Source organism: Streptomyces hypolithicus, assembly GCF_052934925.1.
Map to the genome: position 1 here is coordinate 3,966,996 of NZ_CM128811.1, position 12,547 is coordinate 3,979,542.

The 12,547-nt window shown below is 71.4% G+C and carries 13 protein-coding genes; 5 read left to right on the forward strand and 8 right to left on the reverse strand.

All coding sequences use genetic code 11. The features are described from left to right. Positions 1–33: 33 nt before the first annotated feature. Positions 34–1,374: an NsdA family TPR-like regulatory protein gene (locus ACU6WZ_RS18795; protein ID WP_447029208.1), complete on the reverse strand. Its 1,341-nt coding sequence runs from the start codon at positions 1,372–1,374 to the stop codon at positions 34–36. 223 nt (positions 1,375–1,597) lie between these two features. Between ACU6WZ_RS18795 and ACU6WZ_RS18800 the strand changes: the two genes are divergently transcribed. Together ACU6WZ_RS18800 and ACU6WZ_RS18805 are read left to right on the forward strand one after the other, a co-directional pair. After that, positions 1,598–2,083 carry a hypothetical protein gene (locus ACU6WZ_RS18800; RefSeq protein ID WP_447029209.1) on the forward strand — a complete coding sequence of 162 codons (486 nt, stop codon included), beginning with the start codon at positions 1,598–1,600 and terminating at the stop codon, positions 2,081–2,083. A 402-nt stretch (positions 2,084–2,485) separates the two neighbouring features. Next, positions 2,486–3,352 carry a spermidine synthase gene (locus ACU6WZ_RS18805; protein WP_447029210.1) on the forward strand — a complete coding sequence of 289 codons (867 nt, stop codon included), beginning with the start codon at positions 2,486–2,488 and terminating at the stop codon, positions 3,350–3,352. 61 nt (positions 3,353–3,413) lie between these two features. On the opposite strand, the gene ACU6WZ_RS18810 is transcribed toward ACU6WZ_RS18805, so the two are convergent. Next, the gene (locus tag ACU6WZ_RS18810) at positions 3,414–4,010 is read right to left on the reverse strand and encodes a hypothetical protein (RefSeq protein ID WP_447029211.1); all 597 of its coding nucleotides are present in this window, start codon (positions 4,008–4,010) and stop codon (positions 3,414–3,416) included. 68 nt (positions 4,011–4,078) lie between these two features. Between ACU6WZ_RS18810 and ACU6WZ_RS18815 the strand changes: the two genes are divergently transcribed. The 3 genes from ACU6WZ_RS18815 (at position 4,079) to ACU6WZ_RS18825 (ending at position 6,617) form a co-directional block, all read left to right on the forward strand. Then, the gene (locus ACU6WZ_RS18815) at positions 4,079–4,765 is read left to right on the forward strand and encodes a response regulator transcription factor (protein WP_447029212.1); all 687 of its coding nucleotides are present in this window, start codon (positions 4,079–4,081) and stop codon (positions 4,763–4,765) included. Then, positions 4,762–6,171, forward strand: coding sequence for a HAMP domain-containing sensor histidine kinase (locus ACU6WZ_RS18820; RefSeq protein ID WP_447029214.1), 1,410 nt, complete (start codon positions 4,762–4,764; stop codon positions 6,169–6,171). Before ACU6WZ_RS18815 ends, ACU6WZ_RS18820 begins: the two co-directional genes overlap by 4 nt. A 152-nt stretch (positions 6,172–6,323) precedes the next feature. Then, positions 6,324–6,617 (forward strand): DUF3303 family protein, encoded by a 294-nt coding sequence (locus ACU6WZ_RS18825; protein ID WP_447029215.1) that lies wholly within the window; start codon positions 6,324–6,326, stop codon positions 6,615–6,617. Positions 6,618–6,653: 36 nt separating this feature from the next. On the opposite strand, the gene ACU6WZ_RS18830 is transcribed toward ACU6WZ_RS18825, so the two are convergent. From ACU6WZ_RS18830 to ACU6WZ_RS18855, 6 genes are all read right to left on the reverse strand, one after another. Then, the gene (locus ACU6WZ_RS18830) at positions 6,654–7,094 is read right to left on the reverse strand and encodes a CBS domain-containing protein (RefSeq protein ID WP_447034127.1); all 441 of its coding nucleotides are present in this window, start codon (positions 7,092–7,094) and stop codon (positions 6,654–6,656) included. Positions 7,095–7,199: 105 nt separating this feature from the next. Then, on the reverse strand, positions 7,200–7,568 hold the full coding sequence (locus ACU6WZ_RS18835; RefSeq protein ID WP_447029216.1) for a cupin domain-containing protein: 369 nt from the start codon (positions 7,566–7,568) through the stop codon (positions 7,200–7,202). Between the two features lie 91 nt (positions 7,569–7,659). Then, on the reverse strand, positions 7,660–9,120 hold the full coding sequence (locus ACU6WZ_RS18840) for a glycoside hydrolase family 1 protein (RefSeq protein WP_447029217.1): 1,461 nt from the start codon (positions 9,118–9,120) through the stop codon (positions 7,660–7,662). A gap of 53 nt (positions 9,121–9,173) precedes the next feature. Continuing rightward, the gene (locus ACU6WZ_RS18845; protein ID WP_447029218.1) at positions 9,174–10,100 is read right to left on the reverse strand and encodes a carbohydrate ABC transporter permease; all 927 of its coding nucleotides are present in this window, start codon (positions 10,098–10,100) and stop codon (positions 9,174–9,176) included. Beyond that, positions 10,097–11,191, reverse strand: coding sequence for a carbohydrate ABC transporter permease (locus ACU6WZ_RS18850; protein ID WP_447029219.1), 1,095 nt, complete (start codon positions 11,189–11,191; stop codon positions 10,097–10,099). Before ACU6WZ_RS18850 ends, ACU6WZ_RS18845 begins: the two co-directional genes overlap by 4 nt. Next, the gene (locus ACU6WZ_RS18855) at positions 11,191–12,525 is read right to left on the reverse strand and encodes an ABC transporter substrate-binding protein (RefSeq protein ID WP_447029220.1); all 1,335 of its coding nucleotides are present in this window, start codon (positions 12,523–12,525) and stop codon (positions 11,191–11,193) included. The genes ACU6WZ_RS18850 and ACU6WZ_RS18855 overlap by 1 nt, the downstream gene beginning before the upstream one ends. Positions 12,526–12,547 lie beyond the last annotated feature (22 nt).

Sequence of the window (12,547 nt, forward strand, 5' to 3'; positions counted from 1 at the left end):
CGGGGTGGTGGCTACGCGGAGCCCCGGCGGTGGCTACGCGCCGCGTGCCGCGTTCGCGTGCCGGGTCAGGAACGGCGCCACCGAAGGCGACCGGCTGTGCGGCGTCATGACGCGGGCCGTCGCGGTGAGCATCGTCTGGATACGGGAGGACTGGACCTGCTCCAGCAGATCCAGCACCTGCTGCCCCGCCGCCGCCGCCTCGTCCGGCGCGCCGGCCCTGGCCAGGTCGTCGGCGAGCTCCGCGCTGTAGAGGGCCAGGTTCCGGGTGAAGTGCGGGTCCTGGAGCGCCGCCGCGCGCCGCGCGTGGCGGGCCGCTCGCGCCCAGTCGCCCAGCGCCGACCAGCACTGCGCCTCCAGCCCCGCCAGCTCCGCCTCGCCGAAGAAGCTCATCCACTCCGGGTCGGCGTCGGCCGCGCCGCGGGCGAAGAGCGACTTTGCGCGGATCAGGGCCTGTTCGCAGCCCGTACGGTCGCCGAGCCCCGCCCAGCCGCCCCCCTCCCGCAGCGTGAGCAGCGACAACAGTCGCGGCGAACCGAGGTCGCGCGCCGCCCGCTGCCCGGCCTGGGCCGCCCGCACCGCCTCACGCGGCCGGCCCGTGTCGCGGGCCAGGAACGCCGAGTTGCTGAACGCGTGGGCCTCCAGCGCCGGGTCGTCGGACGCCCGGGCGGTGGCGAGTGCCTCCGCGTAGTGCGAGCGGGCGTCGTCGAAACGGCCCGAGTCGTGCGCCAGCCAGCCCACGGACAGGGCGAGTTCACCGGCGCCGCTGTGCAGCCGGTCGGCCGTCGATCTGCGGGACGTCGTACTGGCGTCGAGCAGGGCGTACGCGGTACGCAGCGGCTGTGCGGCCCGCCGGTAGAGGCCGTCGGCGCCGTGCCGGTCGTCGAGCAGCCGGATCTGGCGGACGGCGTCCTCCACGGCGCTGACCTCCGCGTCACCGATCCGTCGGCGTACGACGTCGGAAGCGCTCGGCGTCGCAGCGCCGAACCCCAGGGATGCGGCCGCCACGGTGGTGGTGCCGCCGGTCATGAACGCGCGACGCAGCACGTCGCTCTCCTCGTCGCTGGTGCTTGGGATCGTGATGCCGCTTGGGGGCCTGGTGGCGCTTGGGGTCGTGGTGGCGCGTGCCCCCCTGCCACGTACCGTTTCGCGGTCCGAGAAGCCCAGGTCCGACAGCGTCAGGCCGGGGAACATGTACAGGAAGACCCGCTCGTACGCGTAGTTGGGGCAGCGGATCTCGCCGGCCTCGACGCGCCCGATGTAGCGCGCGTCGCAGGCCACGTGTTCACCGATCTCACGCGCCGCCCTGCGTACGGCGGCGGCGAATTCGGCCGGTGAACGAGCCCCTCGCAGGCGGCGGAAGTCGGTGTTCGTCATGGCCAAGGCCTCCCGCGAGGTTCGCGTGCTCCGGCGGAGCACGAACGTACCGGCTGTGACGACTCGAACACGCGGAGTTTCGATACAAACGGGATATCTCTCCCACGATCTGCCATGAACTGCCATCCTTTGCGGCGGCGCGGCGCCGTAGCCCTTGACAGCGCCGCGCGTTGAAGCATGAGGAGAGGGAGCGCGGCTCCCACTCGAGCGAGGAGGGGTTCCCATGTTGGAGGCCGGTATGGAGATCAGCGGCTCGCGGACCACGGCGCGGCACAGGCCCACCCAGGAAGCCAGCGCTGCCCTGGCCCCACCCCCGCTCGCCCCCGAACCGTGCGACCTGGTGACCGTCCCGGTGCGCCAGGGCCTCGAAGCGGTGGACATCATCCGCCGCGCCTCGGCCTCCGCGCCCGCCGTCGGCCCTGTCCTGCACGACGGCCCCTGTGACACCCTCGGCTTCCTGGTGCCGCCAGGCACCGCCGACGCCTGGGACCTGCCGGGCAGCGCCTGTACGCAGACCTCGGGGCGCGGGCTGCGGATCCCCGCCGACGTGCCGGCCGGCGCGCCGCCCGCCGTCCCCGAGCCGCCCGTCGGCGGCTCCGGCTGGCTCCTGCCGCCCACCCACACGGGCGCGGTCACCGATCCGGACGTGCTCAGAGCCGCCCTGGGAGAGGCCGCCCGGCTGATCGAAGCGGCCGACCGTGTCCGCTGAGCCCGGTGACGCCGGGCTCAACGTCTGCGCCGCCCCAGGTCGTGTTTTACGGCCTGGTGCGCGATAGGGGACGGGCCCGCGACGCCGGCTACGGCACCTCGCCGCGTTGGTGAGACGCCCTAATAGCTCCGCTATGAGGACGCTCCGCCGCCTTGCGATGCACCGCATCCGACGCCGCGGGCTGATCCGCCCCCTATCGCGCACCAGGCCGTTAGAAGTCCCGTCTGTCTCGCGCGGCCTGGCGCGCACGTTCGCCGCGTTGCCGAAATGCCCTAGTAGCTCCGCTACGAGACCATCCCGGCGCCTTGCGACCGCACGCACCAGACCACGTGAGACCCGCCCTCCGGGCGGACGACGCTACTTCTAAAACACTCCCCAGCCGCGAAGGCCGATACTGGTTGCGTGGCAAAGAAGAACAAGCGGCGTGAGCGCGCCGCCCCCGAGCCGGTCGTCGAGCAGGTCGACGGCGGGCTCGCCGAGCTGATACCCGACCCGGACCGCCCGCGCGCCCGGACCCTGCTCATCGATGGCGCCCCGCAGTCCCACGTGGACCTCGACGATCCCGCCCACCTCGACTTCGCGTACCAGCGCAGGCTCGGCCACCTCGTCGACCTCACCGCCCCGCCGGGACAGCCCGTGCACGTCGTGCACCTGGGCGGTGGCGCCTTCACCCTGGCCCGCTACGTCGCCGCCACCCGGCCCCGCTCCACCCAGCAGATCGTGGAAGTGGACGCGCCGCTGGTCCAACTGGTGCGCAGGGAACTGCCGCTGGACGCCGGCGCGCGGATCCGCGTGCGGTCGCTCGACGCCCGCGCCGGGCTCGCCAAGGTCGCGGACGGCTGGGCGGACCTGGTGATCGCCGACGTGTTCAGCGGGGCGCGCACTCCGGCGCACCTGACCAGCGCCGAGTTCCTGGGCGACGTACGCCGTGTGCTGAAGCCCGGCGGTTTCTATGCCGCGAACCTCGCCGACGGCCCGCCCCTGGCCTACCTGCGCGGCCAGATCGCCACCGCCGCCGCCGTGTGGTCCGGCCTCGCGCTGGCCGCCGACCCGGCCGTGCTGCGCGGCCGGCGCTTCGGCAACGCGGTGCTGCTGGCGTCGGACCGTACGCTGCCCGTCGCCGACTGGACCCGCCGCGTGGCCACCGACCCGCACCCTGGCCGGGTCGAACACGGCCGGGAGCTGGCCGACTTCACCGGCGGCGCGGCGGCCGTCACCGACGCGGCGGCCACGGCTTCGCCGCAGCCGCCGGCTTCGGTCTTCGAGTAGCGGGCCGAGCAAACTCAGCTAGCGGGCCGAGCAGGCTCAGATAGCGGGCCGAGCCCGCTTCTCAGGAATCGACGATCTCCACCGACGGCGCGTGGTCGTGCCAGGTGCAGAACACCGACACCTTCGCCGTGCCCGAGGTGAACTCCACCCGGATCCAGGTGGGCGTCGTCCACACCTGCATCGACCAGCCCGTGGCCGGGGTGGCCGACACCAGCGTCGCCGAGCTCTTGCCCAGGTCGAACGTGGCCCGGCCGCCGCCGGTGCCGTAACTCTTCACCGTCCCCGCCGCGCCCGCCCGCCCTGTCGCTGCGCCGCCCGCGCCCGAGGGGCTGCGGGGCGCCTTGGGAGGCTTGGACGGCGTACGGCCCGGGGACGCGCTGTCCCCGCCCTTCCCGGCGTCCGACGGGGAAGCGGAACGGGTCGGCGAAGCGGCGGACGGCTTCTTCCGCGCGGGGCCGGTGGCGGACGACCGCGGCTTCGGGCCCTGTGCGGTGGTGCCGCGCGCGGGCAGGTCGGAGGGGATCGGAAGGGCCTTCGGAGGGTCGTACGCCGTACCGCTCATGACCGTGTGGACGCCCCACCACGACAGCGTGACCGCCGCGCCGGTGGCGAGCGACCAGGCGATGGTGTGTACGAATCCTCGTTGCATCCCGGCCATAGTGCCCCACGCGGGGCGGGGCTGTCTCCAAGAGCCCGCCGTCCTCCGGATGGCGTAGCGTGCCGCCCATGGCAAGTGTGCTCGTGGTCGAGGACGACCAGTTCGTGCGCTCCGCCCTCATCCGTCACCTGACCGAGGCCGCCCACACGGTGCGCAGCGTCGGTACGGCGCTGGAGGCGTTGCGCGAGGTCGCCCATATCCGCTTCGACGTGGTCGTCCTCGACCTCGGTCTGCCCGATCTGGACGGGTCGGAGGCGCTGAAGATGCTGCGCGGCATCACCGACGTACCCGTGATCATCGCCACCGCGCGCGACGACGAGGCCGAGATCGTACGGCTGCTCAACGACGGCGCCGACGACTACCTCATCAAGCCCTTCTCGGTCGAACACCTCTCCGCCCGGATGGCCGCCGTGCTGCGCCGCTCCCGCGCCTCCGGCGCCGAGCCGCCGTCGCGGGTGCTGCGGGTCGGCGGGCTGACCGTCGACCCGCTGCGCCGGCAGGCCGAGCTGGACGGCGGGGCGCTGGACCTGACCCGACGCGAGTTCGACCTGCTGGCGTTCCTCGCGGGGCGGCCCGGCGTCGTCGTGGCGCGCAAGGAGCTGCTCGCCGAGGTCTGGCAGCAGAGTTACGGCGACGACCAGACCATCGACGTCCACCTGTCCTGGCTGCGCCGCAAGCTCGGCGAGACGGCCGCCAGCCCGCGCTACCTGCACACCCTGCGGGGCGTCGGGGTGAAGCTGGAACCGCCGCGATGAGATGGGCGCTGGTCAAGGTGAGCCTGGCCGTGACCGCGATGGTGGTGGTGGCCTTCGCCGTACCGCTCGGGCTCGTCATCAAGGAAATGGCCAGGGACCGGGCCTTCTCCAACGCCGAACGCTGGGCCGCGACCATCGGCCCCACCCTTTCCATCGCCACCGACCGCGACTCGCTCGACCGGGCCGTGCAGACCACCGAGGTCGGTATCGCGGGCCGGATGGCCGTGCACGTACCGGCGTCCGCCGACGGCGGCGGGCCGCTGGAGATCGGGCAGCGCCGGGCCACCCCGCAGGACCTGGAGACGACCCGGCGGATCGGCCGCGCCTCGATCTCGGAGGTGCCCGGCGGGTTCGCGCTGCTCCAGCCCACCGCGATCGCCGGCGGGCAGATCGCCGTCGTCGAGGTGTTCGTGCCCGAGGACGACGTCAGCAACGGGGTGGCGACGGCCTGGCTGGTCCTCGCGGGCGTCGGCATCGCCCTGATCGTGGGCTCGGTGGCGGTCGCGGACCGGCTCGGCGTACGCATGGTCAAGCCCGCTCAGCGGCTCGCGGGCGCGGCGCACGACCTGGGGGAGGGGCGGCTGGGGGTGCGCGTCCCGGAGGAGGGGCCGACCGAACTGCGCTCCGCCGCCGTCGCCTTCAACTCCATGGCGGACCAGGTCGTCCAGCTGCTCACCAACGAACGCGAACTGGCCGCCGACCTCTCCCACCGCCTGCGCACCCCGCTGACGGTGCTGCGCCTGAACGCCGCTTCGCTGGGCGAGGGGCCGGCCGCCGACCAGACCAGGGCGGCGGTCGAGCAGTTGGAACGCGAGGTCGACACGATCATCCGCACCGCGCGCGACCAGCGCTCGCAGACCCAGGCGGTCCCGGGGCCCGGCGCGGGTTGCGACGTGTCCGAGGTCGTACGGGAGCGGATGGACTTCTGGTCGGCGCTCGCGGAGGACGAGGGCCGCAAGGTACGCCTGGCGGGCGTCGACCGCCCGGTCCGCATCCCCGTCGCCAGACCCGAGCTGGCGGCGGCCCTCGACGCGCTGCTCGGCAACGTCTTCCGCCACACACCGGTCACCACGGCCTTCTCCGTGGACGTCCACAACGCGGACGACGCCGTGATCGTCCTGGTCTCCGACGCGGGCCCCGGCATCGTGGACCCGAAGGCGGCCCTCGTACGCGGCAACAGCGGCGGCAGGGACGGGTCCACGGGCCTCGGCCTGGACATCGTGCGGCGGGTGGCGGAGTCGACGGGCGGCGACGTACGCATCGGGCGTTCCGTGCTCGGCGGTACGGAGGTCCGCATCTGGATCGCGCTCGACGCCCGACGACCGGCAGGCCGCCAGAACGGCCACCGGCTGGGCCGGCGCAAACGGGGCCCCGGGCCCCGGCCGAAAGCCGGCCTGAACACCTGACGGGGTGCGCCGCTTGCCCGCGCCGCTTGCCCGGACGGACCGCGACAGGTTGCTGCCCACGGATGCCGAGGCGAGGCTGAGCGGGACGTCACCCGGCTTCAGCGTGCGCGGCAGGGCCGCGCAGGTCGTGGTGCGCGCGAGGAGAGAACCCGATGAGAGTCATGCTGCGAGCGGTCATGGACACCAACACCTCGTCCGAGGCGATCACGAGCGGCAGACTGCCGAAGATCATGGAGTCGATGATGGAACGGCTGAAGCCGGAGGCGGCCTACTTCGGGCCCTCCGAAGGAGGCCGCGCCTGCACCTTCGTCTTCGACATGAAAGACAGCTCCCAGATGCCGTCCATCGCGGAGCCGTTCTTCCGGGAGCTCGGCGCGAAGCTCGAGCTGTTTCCGGTGATGAACCCGGAAGAACTCCGCAAGGGCCTGGCGGCGCTGCAGGACTGAGCGCCCGGAGCACCCCGTGACGCCCGTCGCGCCCGTCTACGCCACCGCAGTCGCGTAGACCCGCGCGGCGAACTCCGCGATCTGCTCGTCGCTGAGGTTCTTCGCGAGGTTGGCCTCGGTGATCATGCCGACGAGGCGGTGGCCGCCGACGACGTCGATCACCGGGAGGCGCTTGATCTGATGCGTCTCCATCGTCTCCAACGCCGCGTCGGCGTCCGCGTCGGCATCGATCCAATGCACCTGCCCGGCCATCGTCCCGGCCTGCACCGATGCGGGGTCGACGCCCTCGGCGCAACAGTTGACGACGATGTCCCGATCGGTGATCAGACCGGTGAGCCGGTTGTCGTCACCGCAGATGGGCAGGCACCCGACGTTGAGTTCGCGCATCATCTTCGCCGCCTCGAACAGCGACTGATGCGCACCGACACAGGTCACTCCGCCGGTCATGATCTCGCGGGCCTTGAGCTGCTTGTTCATAGCCATGATGGGGGGATCCTCCCGCGCTGGGGTGCTGGGGGCGTAGCTGTTCCTCCCTCGATCACAACACGGATGGCTCATCGCCGCCCCTCGGCGGCCACGGGATCATTTGCCGGGCACGGCGTAGTCCCCGAATCCGACCCAGTCGAGAGTCACGCAGGCCTCGTCGCCCAGCACCCACGCGTCGTGGCCGGGCGCGATGGAGATGAAGTCGCCCGGTCCCACTTCACCCGTCTCGCCGTCGTCCATGACGATCTTCATCCGGCCGCTCACGATGTAACCGGCGTGGGCGGCCTCACAGCTGTCGGTTCCAGCGATGGACTTGACGTGCTTGGACCACTGCCAGCCCGGCTCGAAGACCGCACGGCCCACCGGGCCGCGGTCGGTGGTGATCAGGTCGAGCCTGCCCTTGCTGTCCTCGAAGGGACGGGTCTCATCTGCGGAATCGAAGTTCTTGTGTACGAGCGATGTCATGATCATCCGCCTCCCGTGGCGGGTAACGAGCGATCCCCGAGGCCGTTTCCAGACTACGCCGCGCCGCCTCGCCGGGCAGCTCGTGGCGTGGTCACTCGTCCAGCATCGGGTACGGCAGCACCCCCGTCCGCGCCACCCGCTCGTACCACCGCGCGCTCGACTTCGGTGTGCGTCGCTGCGTCTCGTAGTCGACGTACACCGCGCCGAAGCGCTTGCTGTAGCCGTACGACCACTCGAAGTTGTCCATCAGCGACCACAGGAAGTAGCCCCGCACGTCCGCCCCGTCCCGCATCGCCCGCCGCACCGCCGACAGGTGGCCGTGCAGGTAGCGGATCCGGTCCGGGTCGTGGACGGTGCCGTCGGGGCCGGGCTTGTCGTCGTACGCCGCGCCGTTCTCCGTGATCATCAGCGCGATTCCGGGGGCCTCGCGGGTGTACCGCATCAGCAAGTCGTACAGGCCCGTCGGGTCCACCGACCAGTCCATCGCGGTCAGTTCGCCCGGCGGCTGGTGGAAGACCACCGACTCCGCACCCGGCCAGGGGGAGTGGTCGCTCGCGCCGTGACCGTCGCGGCGCGCGGCGGTTTCGTCGGCGGACGGGACGCCGTCCGCCGACGAGACGACCGCCGGGGCGTAGTAGTTGATGCCCAGCACATCGAGCGGCTGCGCCACCGTCTGCGCGTCGCCCGCCCGGACGAACGACCAGTCGGTCAGGTGCGCGGTGTCCGCGAGGAGGTCGGCCGGGTACGCCCCGGTCAGCATCGGGCCGGTGAAGATCCGGTTGGCGAGCGCGTCGATACGGCGTACCGCGTCCGCGTCCCCCGGCGACTGCGTCAGCGGCCGCACCGCGCTCGGGTTGAGGCTTACGCCGACCCGCGCGCCAGCCGGCAGCGCCGCACGCAGCGCCTGCGTCGCCAGGCCGTGGCCCAGGTTCAGGTGATGCGCGGCGCGCAGCGCGGCCACAGGGTCGGTACGGCCCGGTGCGTGCACCCCCGAGCCGTACCCCAGGAACGCACTGCACCACGGCTCGTTGAGCGTCGTCCACAGCGAGACGCGGTCGCCGAGCGCCTTGGCGACCAGGCCCGCGTACTCCGCGAAGCGGTACGCCGTCTCCCGCTCCGGCCAGCCGCCGCACGCGGCGGAGCCGCCGACGCCCGGGGTCTCCAGCTCCTGCGGCAGGTCCCAGTGGTACAGGGTCAGGCTCGGCTCGATACCGGCCGCCAGCAGCTCGTCGGTGAGCGCGCGGTAGAAGTCCAGGCCGCGCGCGGAGGCCGCGCCCCGCCCGGTCGGCTGCACCCGCGGCCAGGACACCGAGAAGCGGTACGCGCCCAGGCCGAGGTCCGCCATCATCCGTACGTCGTCCCGCATGCGGTGGTAGTGGTCGACGGCCACGTCACCCGTGTCGCCGCCGAGCACCTTGCCGGGCGTACGGCTGAAGGTGTCCCAGATCGACGGCGTGCGGCCGTCCTCCGCCGCCGCGCCTTCGATCTGATACGCGGCGGTCGCGGTGCCCCAGAGGAATCCGGGCGGAAAGCTCTCGGTCGTACGAGACATGGAAGTGCTCCTGATTCACGAGAGAAGGAGGTAGGTCGGCCAGGTCGGCCAGCTCAGCCCTTGACGGCGCCCTGCATGATGCCGCCCACGATCTGCTTCCCGAAGAGCACGAAGGCCAGCAGCAGCGGCAGCGTGCCGAGGAGCGCGCCGGCCATGATGACCGACTGGTCGGGGACGAAGCCCTGGCCGAGGTTGGCGAGGGCCACCTGCACGGTCGGGTTCTCCTGGGTCAGGGCGATGATCGGCCAGAAGAAGTCGTTCCAGGCGGCCACGAAGGTGAGCATGCCGAGCACCGCCATCGCCGGCCGCGCGGCCGGGAAGACGATGTGCCAGACGATCCGCAGGCTGCTCGCGCCGTCGACCCGCGCCGCCTCCACCAGCTCGCTCGGGAGCGCCTGCACCAGGTACTGGCGCATGAAGAAGACCCCGAAGGCGGACACCAGCGTGGGCAGGATGACGGCCTGGAGCTGGTTGGTCCACTCCAGCTCGGCGACCGTCATGAACAGCGGTACGACGCTGAGCTGCGGCGGCACCATCATCGTGGCGACGACCAGCAGCATCAGTACGTTCTTGAGCCGGAACCGCAGCTTCGCGAAGGCGAAACCGGCGAGGGTGGAGAACAGCACCGTGCCGAGCGCGATGGTCCCGGCGACCACCGTCGTATTGAGCAGGGCGAGCCCCATGTTGGCGTCCGTCCACGCCGTCTGGAGGTTCTTGAAGAGGTTCCCGCCGAACCAGAACGGGGGCGGTGTCTGCGACAGCCGGGTGTTGTTGCGGGAGGCCGCGATCGCTGTCCATACGAGAGGGAAGAGCGACCCGGCGGTGAAGACGACCAGCACGGCGTAGGTGAGCGGACCACCGTGCAGGTGCCGTCCGGCCCGCGAACGCGCACGCGAACGCCCCGGCGATGAACGCCCCGGCGAACGCACCCGCGAACGCACCCGTGAACGCTCCCGCAGTGGCGACGAGTTCGACGTCATTTCTCGCCCCTTCTCAGCCGACGGACGACCAGCAGGTTGATCCCCGCGACGATCAGCAGGATCAGGAACATCGCCCAGGCGATCGCCGAGGCCCGCCCGAGGTGGAAGTTGAACCAGCCCTGCTCGTACAGATAGAGCCCGAGCGTCTGGAACTGGTGCGACGCGCCGCCCTTCTGCCCGCCCGCCCCGCCGAACAGCAACGGCTCCCCGAAGAGCTGGGTCGCGCCGATCGTCGAGACGACGACCGTGAAGAGGATCGTCGGGCGCAGCGACGGAATGGTCACGTGGATGAACTGCTGCCAGCGCGTGGCCCCGTCGAGCGCCGCCGACTCGTACAGATCGTTCGGTACGGCCTGCATCGCCGCCAGATAGATCAGCGCGTTGTAGCCGGTCCACCGCCAGATCACGATCGTCGACACCGCGATCTGCGACGACAGTGTCCCGCTCTGCCAGTCGACCTTCCCGAGCCCGACCGCGTCCAGCGCCCAGTTGATCATCCCGTAGTCGCGCCCGAAGAGGAGCACGAAGACGAGCGTCGCGGCCGCCACCGAGGTGGCGTACGGCGTCAGGATCGCCACCCGGAAGAAGCCCGATGCGCGCAGCCGGTAGTTGAGCAGATGGGCGATGCCCAGCGCCATCACCAGCTGCGGCACCGTCGAGAGGATCCCGATGGTGAAGGTGTTGCGCAGCGCGTTCCAGAAGAACTCGTCCTGCAGCAGACGGGTGTAGTTGCGCAGCCCGACCCACCGCATGTCGTCGGGCGAGGTCAGCTCGACGCTGTGCAGCGACGACCAGCCCGTGTAGAGGAGCGGGAAGAGCCCGAAGGCGGCGAAGAAGAGGAAGAAGGGTGCGACGAAGGCGTACGGGCTGTACTTCGTGTCCCAGCGGTAGCGCCTGCTCCGCCACGCCCGGCGCCGGCCGCCGCCTGCCTCCACCGGCCGCCGCAGCACCCCCGGCCGGTCCGGGTGCGCCCCAGTGGCGCGGCCGGCCGGGTCCCCGGGGAGTCCGGCTGCGTCATCAGGCAGTCCGGCCGCGTCCCCCGCGTCCCCCGCCGAAGGGGACGCGGCCTCCTGGCCGGTGTACGGACGCATCAGCCGTCCACCGCGTTGTCGATCTCCTTCAGGGCCGCCTTCCAGCCCTCGCCCGGGCTCTTGCCCTGCTGCTCCACCTGGAGGATGCCGACATCACCGAAAGCGGTACCGATCTGCTGGTCCTTCGGCCCCAGGACGAGCGTCGGGATGCCACGGGCCGCCTCGGCGAACAGCTTCCCGGTGGGCGCGTCGCCGAAGTAAGGATTCTTCGCCCCCGACACCGCCCGCATGTCGTACGCCGGCGGGGTGGACGGGAAGCTCGCCTGCTTGTCGAAGAGCTTCGCCTGCTGTTCGGGCGCCGTCAGCCAGGCCGCGAGCTTGACCGCCTCCGCCGCGTTCTTGCCGCCCTTGGGCACGCCGATGAACGAGCCGCCCCAGTTGGCGGGCTTCGGGGCGGCCGCGACGTCCCACTTGTCCTCGCCCGCCGCCCCCGCCTTCTCCTTGATGTAGCCGAGCATCCACGGCGGGCAGGAGACGGTGGCGAAGGTGCCGTTGGCGTACGCCTGGTCCCAGGCCTTGTCGAACTGCTTGAGCTTGCCGGTCAGCCCTCCCTCGGCGGCCTGCATGGCCAGGTCCCAGGCGGTCTTCACGGCCGGGCTGTCCTTGTAGATCAGCTCGCCCCTGGCGTTGTAGAAGCGCTCCGCGTAGCCGTTGTTGACGGCGGCGAAGAGACCGGCCGCCGAGTCGGTGAAGGTGGTGCCGCTCGGGCCGTTCGCCTTGTAGTCCTTGCCTGCGTCGACGTACTTCTGCCAGTCGCCGGCCCACAGCTTGCCCACGGCTTCGCGGTCGGTCGGCAGCCCGGCCTTCTTGAACAGGTCCTTGCGGTAACACATGCCCATGGGCCCGATGTCGGTGCCGAGCGCGACGGTCCTGCCGTCCTTGGTGGTCGCCTGCGACCACTTCCAGTCCAGCCACTTCGACTTGTCGACGCCGGCGGCCTTCGACAGGTCCTCGAACTTGTCGGCCTGCTTCGTGGCGATCTCGTTGATGTTCCCGACCTCTATGGCCTGGATGTCCTGGAGGCCACTGTTGGCCGCGAGGTGCGTCAGCAGCTCCGGGTAGTACGTGTCGACGCGCTCGGTCACGTCCTCCTGGATGGCGATCTTGGGGTTGAGCTTCATGTACTCGTCGTAGAGCCCGGCCTGTTTGTAGCCGAATACGCCGAACGTGCCGATCCGGATCGTGGTTCTGCCCTTGGTGTCCTTCGTACCGCCGGGTGAGCCGCCGCCCGTCTCGTCGCCGTCCTCGGCACATCCGCCGAGCAGCCCGGCGCCGAGTGCGACCACCGCGACGGCGACGACCGCCCGTTGAGGCCTTCGGATGCTGGTGCGCATTGCGTCCTCCTTGTGCCCTGAC